Source organism: Coriobacteriia bacterium (genome assembly GCA_003149935.1).
Classification (GTDB): Bacteria; Actinomycetota; Coriobacteriia; order Coriobacteriales; family QAMH01; genus QAMH01.
Genome location: QAMH01000005.1, coordinates 50,106 through 65,555, shown reverse-complemented (window position 1 = coordinate 65,555; position 15,450 = coordinate 50,106). Strand labels below are relative to the sequence as shown.

General features: G+C 59.5%; 12 protein-coding genes and 1 riboswitch. Of the genes, 7 read left to right on the top strand and 5 right to left on the bottom strand.

Features of this window, described 5'->3' with window-relative positions; genetic code table 11:
- Positions 1-11 precede the first annotated feature (11 nt).
- A complete protein-coding gene (gene hpt, locus DBY20_02210; GenBank protein ID PWL79576.1) occupies positions 12-551 on the bottom strand; it encodes a hypoxanthine phosphoribosyltransferase in 540 nt (179 codons plus the stop codon).
- Between the two features lie 150 nt (positions 552-701).
- Positions 702-2,111, bottom strand: a complete 1,410-nt coding sequence (locus DBY20_02205) for an alanine glycine permease (GenBank protein ID PWL79575.1) — start codon at positions 2,109-2,111, stop codon at positions 702-704.
- A 50-nt stretch (positions 2,112-2,161) separates the two neighbouring features.
- Positions 2,162-2,253: riboswitch (glycine riboswitch) on the bottom strand.
- Between the two features lie 298 nt (positions 2,254-2,551).
- On the opposite strand from DBY20_02205, the gene DBY20_02200 reads away from it, so the two are divergent.
- The 5 genes from DBY20_02200 to DBY20_02180 all read left to right on the top strand — a co-directional run bounded on the left by DBY20_02200 (position 2,552) and on the right by DBY20_02180 (position 7,633).
- Positions 2,552-3,247, top strand: coding sequence for a DNA-binding response regulator (locus DBY20_02200; GenBank protein PWL79651.1), 696 nt, complete (start codon positions 2,552-2,554; stop codon positions 3,245-3,247).
- The gene (locus DBY20_02195) at positions 3,244-4,506 is read left to right on the top strand and encodes a sensor histidine kinase (GenBank protein ID PWL79574.1); all 1,263 of its coding nucleotides are present in this window, start codon (positions 3,244-3,246) and stop codon (positions 4,504-4,506) included. Before DBY20_02200 ends, DBY20_02195 begins: the two co-directional genes overlap by 4 nt.
- A 78-nt stretch (positions 4,507-4,584) precedes the next feature.
- Positions 4,585-5,433, top strand: coding sequence for a vacuolar transporter (locus DBY20_02190; GenBank protein ID PWL79573.1), 849 nt, complete (start codon positions 4,585-4,587; stop codon positions 5,431-5,433).
- Positions 5,426-6,121, top strand: a complete 696-nt coding sequence (locus tag DBY20_02185) for a DUF4956 domain-containing protein (GenBank protein ID PWL79572.1) — start codon at positions 5,426-5,428, stop codon at positions 6,119-6,121. Before DBY20_02190 ends, DBY20_02185 begins: the two co-directional genes overlap by 8 nt.
- A complete protein-coding gene (locus DBY20_02180) occupies positions 6,122-7,633 on the top strand; it encodes a hypothetical protein (GenBank protein ID PWL79571.1) in 1,512 nt (503 codons plus the stop codon).
- 105 nt (positions 7,634-7,738) lie between these two features.
- On the opposite strand, the gene tilS is transcribed toward DBY20_02180, so the two are convergent.
- Positions 7,739-8,764 carry a tRNA lysidine(34) synthetase TilS gene (tilS, locus tag DBY20_02175; protein PWL79570.1) on the bottom strand — a complete coding sequence of 342 codons (1,026 nt, stop codon included), beginning with the start codon at positions 8,762-8,764 and terminating at the stop codon, positions 7,739-7,741.
- 2 nt (positions 8,765-8,766) lie between these two features.
- Entirely contained in the window at positions 8,767-10,158 is a 1,392-nt protein-coding gene (locus DBY20_02170) for a polysaccharide biosynthesis protein (protein PWL79569.1), read from the bottom strand.
- 48 nt (positions 10,159-10,206) lie between these two features.
- On the opposite strand from DBY20_02170, the gene DBY20_02165 reads away from it, so the two are divergent.
- The gene (locus DBY20_02165; protein PWL79568.1) at positions 10,207-11,169 is read left to right on the top strand and encodes an alpha/beta hydrolase; all 963 of its coding nucleotides are present in this window, start codon (positions 10,207-10,209) and stop codon (positions 11,167-11,169) included.
- Positions 11,166-12,656 (top strand): glycerol kinase, encoded by a 1,491-nt coding sequence (gene glpK, locus DBY20_02160; GenBank protein PWL79567.1) that lies wholly within the window; start codon positions 11,166-11,168, stop codon positions 12,654-12,656. Before DBY20_02165 ends, glpK begins: the two co-directional genes overlap by 4 nt.
- A 117-nt stretch (positions 12,657-12,773) precedes the next feature.
- Here glpK and DBY20_02155 read toward each other — a convergent pair whose 3' ends face one another.
- Complete coding sequence (locus DBY20_02155) at positions 12,774-15,395, bottom strand: hypothetical protein (protein PWL79566.1); 2,622 nt, start codon at positions 15,393-15,395, stop codon at positions 12,774-12,776.
- Positions 15,396-15,450 lie beyond the last annotated feature (55 nt).

The following is a 15,450-nucleotide window of genomic DNA, read 5'->3' as shown; positions in this document are numbered from 1 at the left end:
AATCATCAGGCCTACTGATAGACCTCTGGTTTTAACGCGGCAACGCAAGGCAGGTTGCGGTAGCGCTCGGCATAATCGAGCCCATATCCGACAATGAACTCGTCAGGGCAATCGAACCCGACATACGCACACGCAAGATCGATCTTCTGCGCGCCCTGCTTGCGCAGCAGCGTGGCGATTTCGAGCGTTGCAGGCTTGCGACTGGAAAGCTCCTTCATGAGGAAGTCCAGGGTCAAGCCCGAGTCAAGGATGTCCTCGGCAATGAGGACGTGCTTGCCCTCAATTGACGTGTTCAAGTCCTTGACAATTGTCACGGTCCCGGATGACGTGGCATCCAGCCCGTAGGAACTCACGGCCATGAAGTCCATCTCGAGCGGAAGGTCGATGGCGCGGACGAGGTCTGCCATGAAGATGGCGGCACCCTTGAGCACCGAGATGACGACGAGGGGTTGCCTATCGGCATAGTCGATGGTGATTTGCGCACCCATCTGCGCGACGCGGGCTTGGATCTGCTCCTGCCTGAAGAGCACTTCCTGTATGTCCTCGTACACAAAACGCCTTTCCGTCTCGAGACAATGGCTTGCACCATTATGTCATGTGCATATAAAAAGTTTAGACTATATCGACTTCGTCACGAAACCGCAAACAAACGGGGCCCGCACATGCGCGAGCCCCGCTTCTTTTTTCATGTTGCTACGCAGCTACTTGTCGAGCTCGACCTTCTCGCCATGGTGGTGTTCCTTGACGACGGCCGCGACCACGCCCGACATGGCAAACAGCGCGATGGCATTGGGAATGACCATGAGCTGGTTGAACATGTCGGCAAGCTCCCACACCAGATCATTCGAGAGCAGCGAGCCCAGGAAGATGAAGATGAGCGCGATGACCGAGAAGATCTTGACCGGCATCTTGCCGAAGCGGGCGAAGAGATACTCGACGTTGAGCTTGGCAAAGAGGTTCCAGCTGAGAATCGTCGAGAACGCGAACATGAGCAGGCAGATGGCGACGAACGAGTTGCCGAAGGTCGACCCGAAGAACGTGCCAAATGCGAGCTGCGCCATGTTGGTCTTATCGATGCCCTCGGCCAATCCCGTCGCGTCAACGGAGAGCGGGCCGCCCACATAGAGGACGGAGATAACGACGAGTGCCGTCATGGTGACGACCACGAAGGTGTCGATGAAGACGCCGATCATGGCAACCGTACCCTGATGATGCGGGTCCTTGACGTCGGCAAGCGCATGCGCGTGCGGCGTGGAGCCCATACCGGCCTCGTTGGAGAACAGACCGCGTTTGGCTCCCTGGCTTATTGCGGCGATGATGCCAAAGGTCACGCCACCAACCTCGGCCTGCGGGTTAAACGCACATTGGAAGATGAGCGCGAAAGCGCCCGGCAGGTGCTGGATGTTGAGAATGAGGACGACGAGGCCACCGATAAGGTAAATGATGGCCATGATGGGGACGAGCTTCTCGGTAACGGATGCCAGGCGCTGCACGCCGCCGAGGAAGACGAGACCCGCGAAGAAGACGATGAGCAGGCCCATGACCCAGGTGGGGATGCCAAAGGCAGTGTTGCAGGTAGCGGCAATCGAGTTGGACTGGACCATACAGCCCATGAAGCCGAGGGCCAGGATGATGGACACGGCAAAGAAGCCCGCGAGGAACTTGCCACCCGCGCCCGTGAAGGCCTTGGTGATGTAATAGACCGGACCACCGTGAACGGTGCCATCCTCATCGACCTCGCGCGTCTTCTGGGCGAGCACGGCCTCGGCGTAGTTGGTTGCCATGCCGAGGAAGGCGATGAGCCACATCCAGAAGATGGCACCCGGACCGCCAATCAAGATGGCGCCGCAAGCACCGACGATGTTGCCCGTGCCGACCTGCGCGGCAACGGCTGTGGCGAGCGCCTGAAACGAGCTGATGCCGCTCCTCTTCTTGCCACCGAAGAGATTGAACTCTCCGAAGACGCGGCGCATACCCTCGCCGAAGAAGCGTATCTGCACGAACTTCGTGCGGATGGTGAAGACCAGACCCATAGCCACGAGCAAGATGATGAGCACGTAGTTAGACAGATAGGTGTTGATGGTTACGACGATGTCGTATAGGACGTCCATAAGAAAAACCCTCCCTTGCACAATAAAACAGCGCTGCCAGAGAAGGTCAAAAATGTGCCTCTGTCCTTTTGCCTGAGAGTTTCGGTCCTTACGGACCTTGCACCTTCGGCACTCATTTAAGAGATTCTCCAGAGTTTTCTCCACCCCCGGTCTCGCGCCTGAGCGGGATTCCGGAAGCTTCGCAGAAAAACACAGCGGCGAGATTATGGGGCAAGTTCGCCATCCGCGCAAGGGGCATTTTTGTGAGACACATTGGACAGGTACATCTGTCTCATTGGGTCCAATGAGACAGATGTACCTGTCCAATGTGTCTCATGCCCGGACACTACGCTACGTCCCCAATGTCCTCGCCCTCGCCCATTTGTTCCAGTCCACTTCCCCGTCCGGTCGTTTATCATGGATGCGACGCATCACGAGACCAGATGATGGGATGGCGTACGATGAAGCTCTTGCTTGCCGAGGACGAGCGACGCATGGCAGAGGCACTCCTGGAACTGTTGCGCCAAGAGGGCTATGACGTCGACTGGTTTGCCAACGGCACCGAGGCGCTGCTGGCGGCCCAGGCAAACGTCTATGATGCCCTCATCCTCGACGTAATGCTTCCCGGCTCCGACGGTTTTGCCATCACGAGTGCCCTGCGGCGCGAAGGCATCTCCACCCCCATCCTCATGCTCACCGCCCGTGGAGAGCTCGAGGACAAGGTGCAGGGGCTTGATAGCGGAGCCGACGACTATCTCACCAAGCCGTTTCTCACCGAGGAACTGCTCGCGCGCCTGCGCGCCCTCGTGCGTCGCGGCAGCGGCATGAATGACGACGCGCAGCTCTCCGGCGGTGACATCGCACTTGATGAAACAACGCTCACCTTGCGCAACGTCCATACCGGCGAGAGCGTGCGACTTGGCGACAAGGAGTTTCGCATCCTCGAGTACTTCCTGCGCAACCGCGGTCGCATACTCACGCGCGACCAGCTCGCGCAACGCGTCTGGGGTTACGACAACGACGCAGAGTACAACAAGATCGAGGTCTACCTCACCTTCACGAGAAAGAAGCTCGCGTTCATCGGGTCGGCCTCGAAGATCAAGGCCGTGCGTGGCGTGGGCTACGAGCTTCAGCTTCCGCCCGAGGTGCAATCATGAAGACGTCCTCGCTGTTCGCGCAATCTCGTCGTCGTATCATTGCTGCCATCATGGCCATACTCGTGACGCTCTTCGTCGCCACGCTTGCCGCCATCTACGCGTTCAGCTATGCCGAGGTCTATGATCGCAACACGCATATGCTCGAAAACTACGCGGCAAACTACCAGGCCAATCGCCTTCCCTCCGGATTCGTGCGACCTGATAATCTGCGACAACGCCAATTTGAAAACCCCTCCCCCTCGGCACCGTTCTACGCCGTGCTCTTCGATGCCAACGGATTGGTAGTGTCCGTGGAGAGCATCAACGCGAATGGGTACACGATCAGCGACCTTGTCGGCTTTGCCCATAACGCGCTTGACAAGAACGAGCGCAGCGGGCTCGAGGGCTCGCTCATGTTCGCCGTGGAGCGTACCGCAGGATACACGCTCGTCGCGTTCATGGATAACACCCTCGTGACCGAGAGCATGGGGACGCTTTTCCGCTACACGCTCATCGTTGGGCTCGTCATGCTCGTGCTGCTCTTCTTCGTGGCCCGTTGGCTTGCCGGACGCATCGTGCGGCCCATGCAGCAGGCCTACGAAGCGCAGCGTCGCTTCATCTCGGACGCGGGGCATGAGCTCAAGACGCCCGTCGCAGTGATGGAGGCGAACGCCGAGCTTCTCCAGCGCGAGGTGGGCGATAACCCCTGGCTTGCGAACATCCGCCATGAAAACGAGCAGATGGGCGTGCTCGTGACACAGCTTCTGGAGCTCGCTCGCACCGAAAGCAACGCGATGACGCGCGAGAAGGTAGACCTGAGCCGCCTTGTCGAGGCCGAATGCCTCTCTCACGAGCCCGTTGCCTTCGAGCGTGACATGCAGCTCGAAAGCAAGATTTCGGACGGCGTCGAGGTCAAGGGCAACGCGCCCGAGCTCTCGCGCCTTGTCGCCATACTGCTCGACAATGCCATAAGCCATGGAGCGGCAAACACGACAGTGAAGCTATCGCTTGCCCGCGTTGGCGCCAACGCGCAGATCTCGGTGAGCAACGCGATAGAGCCCGAAGACACCGAGCGCCTGAAAGACGCCAAGCTCTTCGAGCGCTTTGCGCGCGGTGATGAGGCCCGCACGAACGAAGCGGCCGATGGCGCAAGCTCGCATTACGGGCTCGGCCTCGCTATCGCGCAAAGCATCGTCAATGCACACGGTGGGACAATTGACGCCATCCTCGACGAGCAAACTCCCTCCATCACCTTCACGGTGCACATTCCCGTGAAGTAGCAAAACCGCGCGGTTCGCGAGGGTTCAATCTTCATTCAAGCTTCGCTCCGTATCATCCCTTCCGGAAACACGAAGGGAATGACGATGATAACGAGCGTATTCAAACGATGTGAGAAGAAGTACCTGATAGACGCAACGCAGAGGCGGACGATCGAGGCGGCGGCCCGACAATTCATGTCGCCTGACGACTACGGTCGAACGCTTGTCACGAGCGTGTATCTCGACACGCCCGACCGCTCGATCATCGCGCGATCACTGGAAAAGCCCGTGTACAAGGAGAAGCTGCGCATACGAGTCTACGGGCGGGAAGATGGCACCGCACTTATCTTCCTGTGCCAACACGGTCTTGTCGCCGCGCGGGCTTTCTACGGTGACATGCTCCTTGCGATTCCCGCCTTCTTCGAACTCAAGAAGAAGTACAAGGGCATCGTCTACAAGCGACGCGTGCGCATGTCGCTCATGGGCGCATGGGCACTTGCGCACGGCGCCTCCTACGAGGCGGCGATGACGACGTACCCGCTTGCGTGTGTCAAGGGGTCTGACCCCCTGACACATCACCTCACGATTGACGTGCAGATCGCCCACGAGATCGAGGCAGCACTCGGGCGCTACGACGGCCTCGAGCCGTCCGCGGCCATACTGTGCTGGCGTGTGGCCTGGGCTCCCCAAAACGAAGCCGCCGAACCGCGCATCACCTTCGATGACGAGCTTTGCTACGTCGATCTCGCGGCGGGTGATCCGGTCACCCACCCCATTCTCGAACCCGCCACCTCGGTGATGGAACTCAAGACGAGCACGTCACTTCCCCACTGGATCACCGATGCCCTGAGCTCGCTACACGTCTACCCCCAATCGTTTTCGAAATACGGTGTGGCCGCCTGCATGTCCGCCGCACGTCACGAAGAAAGGAAGGCCGCCCATGCTTGATTCCGCGCTCACATCTATTTACGCCAACTCGCAGTCACTCGCGTCGCAGGTGACCTCGGGCGAGTTTCTCGTCTGCTGCCTCGCCTCCATCGTGCTCGGTATCGTCTGCGCGCTCGTCTACATGTTTCGCCACGACCACAGCAAGAACTTCGTGGTGACGCTTGCCCTACTCCCGCTCATCGTCCAGATGGTCATCACGCTGGTAAACGGAAACCTGGGCGTCGGCATCGCCGTCATGGGCGTGTTCAACCTCGTGCGCTTCCGCTCGATCCCCGGCAGTGCCAAGGACATCGGAAGCGTGTTCCTCGCCATGGCCATCGGCCTTGCCACCGGCATGGGATTCATCATCCTCGCCATCATGTTCACGGTGATCGTGGCAATCGTGAACGTTATCTACGTGATGACGCCCTTTGGCAAGCCACACGAACCTGACAAGATGCTGCGAATCACCATACCCGAGGACCTCGAATACGACGGCGTCTTCGAGGAGGCGCTCGGACGTTATGCGGCTGAGTACAAGCTCATGAACGTGCAGACGACAAACATGGGAAGCCTATTCCAGCTCGAGTACATGCTGCACCTCAAGGAGCAGGGGCTCGAGAAGGCGCTCATCGACGAATTGCGTTGCCTCAATGGCAACCTGAAGATTTCCCTCGGCTACGCGCCGAAGGCCCAGGAGGTGCTCTAGATGAAAAGGATAATCGCCGCCCTGACAAGCATGGCGCTCGTCACCGGCCTCGCCGGATGCTCGGCATCCGGAACGGACCAGGATCAGCAATCTGGAAGCTCGAGCGACAAGACGATCGAGGAACAGCTCCGCTTCACCGACCGCGATCTCGACCCCAGCTACGACGAGGCGACCGCAACCAAGATCGTGCTTGACGGCTCGGGTGCCTCCGTCACGGGCGAGGGTGCCACGGCCGATGGATCAACCGTCACCATATCAGCCGACGGGACCTATGTCGTCTCCGGCACGCTAGCCGACGGTCAAATCGTGGTGAGCCTGCCAGGGGATAACGACAAGGCGCAGATCGTGCTCGACGGCGTCACCATCCACAACGAGGACGGACCGGCCATTCAGGTCGACCAAGCCGACAAGGTCTTCCTCACGCTTGCCGACGGCTCGACCAACGTGCTTTCGGACGGAGCAGACTATGCCCTTGCCGAGGGTGAGGACGAGCCGTACGCCGCGCTGTACTCCAAGGACGACCTGACCATCAATGGGTCGGGCGCGCTTGAGGTGACCGGCAACTATCGCCATGGCATCGCCTCCAAGGACGACACGGTCATCACCGGCGGCGCCATCAGCGTCACGAGCGCCGAGGATGCCGTGCGCGGCAATGACGCTATCAAAATCGGCGGAGGCAAGGTAACCGTGAACGCGAGAGATGACGCGTTTCATTCGGAATACCTGTTCTACATCGCGGACGGCACGGTAAACGTGGAAAGCTGCGTGGAGGGCTACGAAGCCGAGAAGATTATCGTACACGGCGGAGAGACCAGCATCGTGGCAAGCGATGACGGCGTGAACGCATCGGCCGCCGAGGACTCGACGAGCACGGACGACGTGTCGCAAGGGACCACGCCTCAGAACAGCCAACCGCCCGCCATGCCCCAAGGCGACCAGCCTCCTGCCATGACACAGGGAGACGAGGGCACGCCTCCCGCAAGACCCGAAGGCGATGCGGGCGGACGCCCCCAGGGCGCAATGGCCCCGCCCGACGGACAAGGTGACAGATCTCAGGACGTGGGAGGTTCGCAAGACGGGGCTGGCCCCGGTCGACAGGGAGGCGCCATGACGATGCCCAGCGCAAGCGAGGAATGCCTCATCCAGATCAACGGCGGCACACTTGTGGTAAATGCCGACGGAGATGGCCTGGATTCCAACGGCTACATCGAAATTAACGGCGGAACCGTGTTCGTAAACGGTGCTTCGAACTCCGACGACAGCGGCCTTGACTACGAGTACGGAGCGACCGTCAACGGCGGCAACGTGATCCTCATGGGTAGCGCCGCCATGGCCGAGGACTTCACCGGCGGCACGCAGGCGTACCTTATGGAGCGCACGAGCGGAAGCGCGGGCTCGACCATTGAGGTCATGGACGCATCTGGTGCCGTCATCGTCTCCTACGCCTCCCCCAAGGCCTTCCAGGCGGTGACCGCCTCGGCTCCGGGATGCGCGAGCATCGTTGTGCGATGACGCCTCCCATTGTTTGCAAGCCGCATGCATAAAAATTTCGATTATGTGAGACCGGTTTCGAGCGTCAACATCACGAAAACCAGCCCGCAAACGGACGCCTTGCGCCTACTGCACCTTGCGAATGACGAGCGCATCACCGGACACGCTCACGCGCAGGCCACCCGAGGTCTCGGTCGTGAAGCCCTCATCCTCGAATCCGTCAAGCACACGGTCGATTTGAGCAGCCTCGAGACGGGCGTCGGGATTGACCACGAGGAGACAGGCGCGCATCACACGGCGTGCCATGGACCGGCTGAGCGAGCGCAGCGCTTCAACCGGCATAGACGCGGTCTCGCCATCCCACACGAGCGTCCGGTAGGCAATCGAATCCGCCTGACACCGTAGTGCCTCGTCCTCGTCGGCAATGAGGTCCATGGTCTGGGCAAGCGAACCCTCGAAACCCGGACGAAACTCGCGAAGTACGGGGATGAGCTCGCGACGTATCTGACTGCGGAAGTTATCGCCCGTGAGATTCGTCTCGTCCTCACGCCAAAGTTCCTCGTCGGGCACGCCGGGATGGCGCTTCCTCAGCCAGTCGCGCAATTGCTCGCGCGATGCGTCGAGCAATGGACGACGCAGATTGCCGCGGACGCGCGGAATGGACGCAAGACCCCCGGGCCCCGTTCCCACGAGGGCGCGCATGAAGAAGGTCTCGACGCGATCGTCAATCGTATGCGCGGTGCAGATGAGCCCATCCTTGGCGCCCACCCGAGCGCAAACGCGATCCAGCGCCGAGGATGCCAGGCGATAGCGTTCCTCACGTGCGATTGCCTCCATCCCTCCCCTGCGCGAGCGCGCGAGAGCGCCGACATCCACGCGCTGCACCTCGCAGGGTACGTCGAGCTTCTCGCAAAGCTCGCGCACGAAGCGCTCGTCACCATCGGAATCCTCGCCCCGCAGCATATGGTTCACGTGCAGGACGAAGGGCACGATGCGATCGGGAGCGGGCAACGAATCCGTGAGCATCGCGAAAAGCCCTTCATCGGAGCGTTCGCCTGCAACATACGTGCAGACGAGCTCGAGCAAGGCCGTGGAATCCGAGCCGCCCGAAACCATGAGCAGCACGGGGATCTTTGCCTGCACTTGGGCCATGCCTACCCCCAGAATCGGCTGGAGTTCTCGAGCCTCGCAGCCGGACGCCTGCGCGTGTGCACGCTGATGTTCGCGAACTGCAGCACGATCAGGATAAGCAGCAGGCACATCTCGGCCAGATAGGTGATGACTGCGCCCATGAGACCGATGGAGTTGATGAGCGCAAACGAGGCAATGAGCGAGAACACGAACGTGATGAGATAGAGCTTCACGACGCTGTTCTGGCGGCGTTGAACGGTAATGATCTGATAGATGAAATCGATGGCCGCTGTAATGCCACCGGCAACGATCATGAGGTTCATGAGGACCCTGAACTGCTCGAAATCCGTGTTGTACAGCACGCTCATGATCGGAATGCCAATCCAATTCATGATGATGAGATTGAAGACGGTGATGGCAATAATCGCGCCGAACACCGCCATCATGATGATATTGAACGTACGACGCTCGTCGGGATTCTCCCAGGCTGCGGCCAAACGCAGCAGCAGCGGCTTATAGAGCAGACTTGCCGTAAGCAAGATGCCCTGCGCAGGAAAGTAGAGCACGTTGAAGTACAGCTGATTATCGTAGGACAGCGGGCCCTCCATCATGAACTTTGGCATGTTGTCGATGAGACAGTAGAGAAACAGCGCGACGAAGACGGGAAAGCAGCGCTTGAAGAGGTTGATGACACCCTTCATGTTCCAGCGACGCGACTTGGGCGTCTCCATGTACGCGAGGGGCACCGTCAGGACAAGCAGACTTGCCGCCGCAACGATCGCCATGATGATGCACGAGAAGCCAAGGTTGCGCGTGATGAAGAGCACGACGCTGAACACGATGAGCACGACGGCGCTTCGGAAGGCCTGCGAGATGCCCGCAAGATACATCTTGTCGACCTGCTGCAGGCGCCCCTCGTAGACATCGGCCAGCGCGTCGACCATGCGGTACAGGTACACGCCCATGCTGATGACGAACATATCGGACTCATAGCCGCGAATGCAGCAATACACATAGCCCACGATAACCATGAGAATGCAGGTGAGTATGCGGTTGATTTGATAATCCGCGAAGGAATGATCCTCATCGATATCCGACACTTGATAGGTGCGCACGCCGTAATTGCCGATGATCATGAGCAGGGTACCGGTCACGAAGGCAAGCGAGAAAATGCCGGCCTGATCGGCGCCGACGAGCTGCGTGATGATGATGGTGAGCAGCGGAAACACGACACCCCACATGCCAATGCCCACGCTATTGAAAATGAAGTCGCGCGTGGTCTGATGGGGAGAGTACTGCTCTTCCTGGTTCGTAAGCGAGCGTTGCGTCACCGCACCGACGAGGCGGTCAATCCAGTGGTTTACCAGTCGCGCAATCGCGCCTTGCTTGCGTGCTTTGTTGGGTCTTCGTTCCATAGCGCGATTATAATATTGCACACATCGAACGTCACCCGAGGAGGCACCATGACTGACAGCATCATGCAAGAGCCCATCTCGTTTGCAAGCACCGATACCGAAACAACCATACGCGGCTACATCTGGCGCGATGAAAGCTGCACGAAACCACGTGGCATCGTGCAAATCGCCCATGGTATGGCCGAGCACATCGAACGCTATGATGACTTCGCGCGCTTCCTGGCAGGCAAGGGCTTCATCGTCGGCGGCTATGACCACCTTGCCCATGGCGACAGCATCTCGGATACCGTTTCCTGGGGCGGCCTCGACCCGTGCGAGGGCGCAAACCACCTCATCGAGGACGTGCACCGCATGCGCTCGCTCATGCTCGCACGCACGCCAGCCGGCCTTCCCTACTTCGTCTTCGGGCATTCGATGGGCAGCTATGTCATGCGTGACTACATCGCGCGCCATGGCGAGGGTCTCGCAGGCGCCATACTCTGCGGCACGGGCTATATCGCCCCCATCGTCTCGACAGCAGGCAACGCCCTTGCTCGCGCCATCTCGGCACTTCGCGGCAAGGACTACAAGAGCAAGCTGTTGGATTACCTGGTCGTGGATAGCTTCAACAAGGCCGTCGAAGGAGCCGAGACGAAGGCGGACTGGATTTCCGCAAGCAAGGACAACGTTGCCACCTATCTCGCTGACGAGAAATCCGGTTTCTCGTTCGGTGCCGGTGGCTACGCGACGCTCACGACGCTTGCCAAGGAGGCTTGCTCCCCCACCACCTTCCGCGCCATCCCCCACGAGCTGCCCCTCCTCTTCATCGCCGGAGCCGGCGACCCCGTGGGCTCCATGGGCGAAGGCGTGCGCAAGGTCGCAAAGATGGCTCACGAGGCCGGCGTGCAGGACGTCGAGGTCGAGATATACGCGGGCATGCGCCATGAGATCTTGAACGAAGACGACCACATGCGCGTATATGATGACGTCGCCGCGTGGCTTGACAAGCATGTGGATGGGGGCAGCAAATGACCGGAAGATACGTCATCTCGCTCGACCAGGGCACGACCTCCTCGCGTTCCGTCCTCATCGACCATGAGGGCCGCTCGGTCGACTCCATCCAGCGCAAGTTTCCCCAGATATACCCACAGCCGGGATGGGTGGAGCAAAACCCCCAGGAAATCATCTTCTCGCAATTGGGTTCGATGACCGACCTGATCACATGTCATGCGCTGAAAGCAGGAGACATCGACAGCATCGGCATCACCAACCAGCGAGAGACCACGATCGTATGGGATCGCGAGACGGGCCGTCCCATCGCAAACGCAATCGTGTGGCAATGCCGTCGTACCGCCCCCATCATCGCCGACCTCTGCTCGGACCTGGCCGTATGCGACAGAATCGAGCTCGTCACCGGCCTACATCCAGATGCATACTTCTCGGCGAGCAAGATCAAGTGGCTTCTCGACAACGTGCCGGGCGTGCGCAAGCTTGCCGAAGAAGGCCAGTTGCTCTTCGGCACTGTCGATTGCTGGCTCATCTGGAACCTCACGGGTCGCAAGGTACACGCAACCGACGTCACCAATGCAAGTCGCACCATGCTCTACGACATACACAAGGGCTGCTGGGATAAGAGCCTGCTCGAACTTTTCGACATTCCCGAGCACATGATGCCCGAAGTGCGTCCAAGCGCGAGCTTCTTCGGCGAGACAGACTACCCAAACATCCCCGCCGGCATTCCCATATGCGGCGTTGCGGGCGACCAGCAAGCGGCACTCTTCGGACAATGCTGCTTCGAAGCGGGCCAGGCCAAGAACACCTACGGCACAGGCTGTTTTCTGTTGCTGCATACGGGCAACACGCCCGTCGCATCGAGAAACGGCCTTGTCACGACCATCGCGGCATCTGCCCCCAACGTGACGCACACCGAATACGCCCTTGAGGGCAGCGTCTTCATGGCAGGCGCGCTCATCCAGTGGCTCATCGACGAGCTCGGCATCGCGCAGACTCCCGCCGAAACGCAGCAACTCGCCGAGAGTATCCCCGATACGGGCGGCGTCTACATCGTTCCCGCGTTCACGGGCCTCGGCGCTCCCCATTGGGAGCCCGACGCACGTGGCGCCATCTATGGGCTCACGCGTGGAGCCGGACGTGCGCACATCGCGCGCGCGGCACTCGAGGCGCTCGCATACCAGGTATACGACCTCGCCGTCGCCATGCAAGCAGATGCGGGCCTCAAGATCAGGCAGCTCAACGTTGACGGCGGCGCCTCGGCAAACGACTTCCTCATGCAGTTCCAGAGCGACATCCTGCAAACGCAGATTCACCGACCCATGAACATCGAGTCAACGGCACTCGGCGCGGCGTACCTGGCGGGACTCACCAACGGATTCTGGAATGGCACCGAAGAGCTGCGCGCCATGCGCACGACGGACAGCGTCTTCGACCCGCAGATGCGGCCGGCCTACGCCAACGAGCTCCTCCGCGGCTGGCGTGAAGCGGTGAGAAGAACGTGCTGAAGAGGAGATTTCTCGACTACGGGGCTTCGCCCCTCCGCTCGAAATGACAATGGCAAAACAAAAGGGGCCGCGGCGTTATGCCACGGCCCCTCGCTTCGGGGAGGAAGCTAATACCTGCTACTTGTTCGCAGCAACAATACCATCCATGAAGTCATCAATAATCTTATTGACCTTGTCGGTATTAAACTGCCAGCCGCCGTGAGCTGCACCTTCGATTGAATAGCGCTCGGAGGCGGTTCCAAGTTCCTTGGAACGCTCATAGAGCTCCATTGTGGAGACAGGCGACACGGACATGTCCTCGGTGCCATGGAGGCACAGGAACGCCGGATCGTCCTTGTCCAGATAGGTGAAGGGACTGAACTTGGCCGTCTTGTCGAGGTTGCTGTAGACCGAGCCGCCCGGATTCTGACCAAAGGCCGTGCCATTGATGAGAAGCGCCTCGGTATTGGACTCCGAATCATGCACATCGTAATTGGACAGACCAGCACCGATGATGGTGAGATCGGACACGCCAAACATATCGATGACGCCCTGAACGGCCGAGCTGTACTCGAGATTATCACCAACGTCAAACTGAATGCTGTCATCGAACTTGGTGGTATTGCTCAAAACGCCCATCATGACCGCCAAATAGCCGCCCGCAGAGGAACCGCTTTCGATAATGCAATTCGGGTCGATGTTGAACGTGCTTGCATTAGCGCGCAGCCACCTGATGCCAGCCTTGGCGTCCTGGAGGGGGCCAGGGTTGGTCGTGTTAGGAATGACGCGAACCTCGGCAACAGCCACAACATAGCCACGCTCAGCGTAGCGCAGATACGACATGGCGTTGGGATTGGACTTGTTGAAGCCACCGCAGGCGGCAACGTAAAGCACCGGACGCGGGCCGTCATCCTTGCCCTTCGAAGGCGTGAGGATATGCATCTTCAGAGTCTTGCTGGTGCCCTTCTCGGAAATCGTCTTATAGGCGATGTCGCGCGTCTGACCGATGGTCCAGTGATCGGGGTCCGTTGCAATCTGCTCGGCGCCAGCCGTAGCCTGCTCAAGCGTGGGAAGATCCTCGGCAGCATAGGCCTTCGTGCCCTTGCTCAGATCAACCGTAGGTGCCACATTAGAAACCGGCGTATTCGCATAGGTGTTCAGGAAGTTGATGGCTCGCTCGGCAGACTTGCCCTGCTCGAACTGCTTTCCACCATGACCGGCACCTTCAATGACGTAGCGCTCAGTATGCACGCCAGCCGCATCCAGACGATTCTGGAGCATCTTGGAAGCGACCGGGGACACGAGCGTGTCGGCCGTGCCATGGAACATGAGGAACGGCACCGTGTTGGAATCGATGTAGCTAAGCGGGCTTGCAGCGGAGACCTTTGCGATCATGGAATCGTCAAAGACACCAACGCCCTTCTGGGCGGCAGCGGCACCGTTAAGCAGGAGTGCCTCAGTCGTGGCAGCCGACTTGTGACTATCCTGAAGCTCCTGGCTCAGGCCAGCACCGATGATAGTGAGGTCAGATACGCCGTAGTAATCGATAACGGCATTGACAGCAGAAGACTGGTCAAGATTTGCACCCACATCAAGCTTCGTGGGAACAGCTTTGCCCGACCTGTCGGGATACGAGATGGTATCCACGTTGCTCGTGACGCCCACCATGGTGGCGTAATAGCCGCCGGAGGAGTTTCCGGCAACGGCAACTTTATTCTTGTCGAACTTGTACTTGCCCTTCTCGTTATCTGCGCCCGCCTTCAGGAAGCGGATGGCCGCCTTGATGTCCTGCAAGGGGGCGGGGAACTGCGATACGGCACTTGTACGATGCTGCACGGAGGCAACAGTATAGCCCGCCTTCGCAAAGGAAAGGCGCGTCTCGAGATTGCCCGCCGCATCGGAATTGGTGAATCCGCCGCCGTTAATCCATACGAGGAGCGGAGTTTTTCCATTCTCTGCCGTAGATGGGGTCAGCAGCTCAATCTGCAGGTCGACAGGCTTGCCGTAATCACTCGTGTGCAGATACGGAATGGTCTCCTGGCTGACTGTGACTTCCTTCGATTTGTCGGCTTCGGTGAAGCTCAGCACGTTGTGGCTTGTAGCCTCCTCAAGCGTTGCCAAACCAGGAGTGTCTTGGCCAACGCATGCCTTCGAAGGATCGACCACGCCCGTATTGAACGGATCCACCGGCACGACGGGCGCTTCAGCACCACTCACGCCATACCAGCCGATGCCCTCGTCGTTCCAGCCAATGCTCACAAGGCGGGAATGCTCATCGAGGCTCGTGGTGTAGTTGTGGGATCCGGCATTGTTCGTTGCTGCGTTGGGATCTACGTTGGGGTTGAACTGCCTGTAGAGGGGCACGCGCTCCTGGTCGTCGGAATAGAAGCTGGTACCCTCATCCTTCCATCCAAGCTGCACGAGAGCGTCGCGCTCGCCGGCATCCTTGGTGTAGTGGTGATCGGTGCCCGAATACACCCTGTACACGGGTGTCTCGGAAGTGACCGGCGCATGCCAGCCGATGCCCTCGTAATTCCAGCCAGCGGCGACGGTGGCATCCTTCTCCACATCGCTGGCGGTGTAGAAGTGCTCGCCGGAGTTGGGATTGTACAGACGATACATCGCCTGCGTCTCGGTGTCGGCGGCACCGTTGTCCGCGATGGCGACGCTAGCCGGCACGGTGACCAGCGTGAGCATTGACGCCGCCATGACGCAGGCCATGGTCTTTCTCGCGAAACCAAAGTGCTTTGGTTTACCCATTATGTCTCCCTCCCATGAAAAGTATTGACGTACGCACGATTTCTCCCTCCCCAAG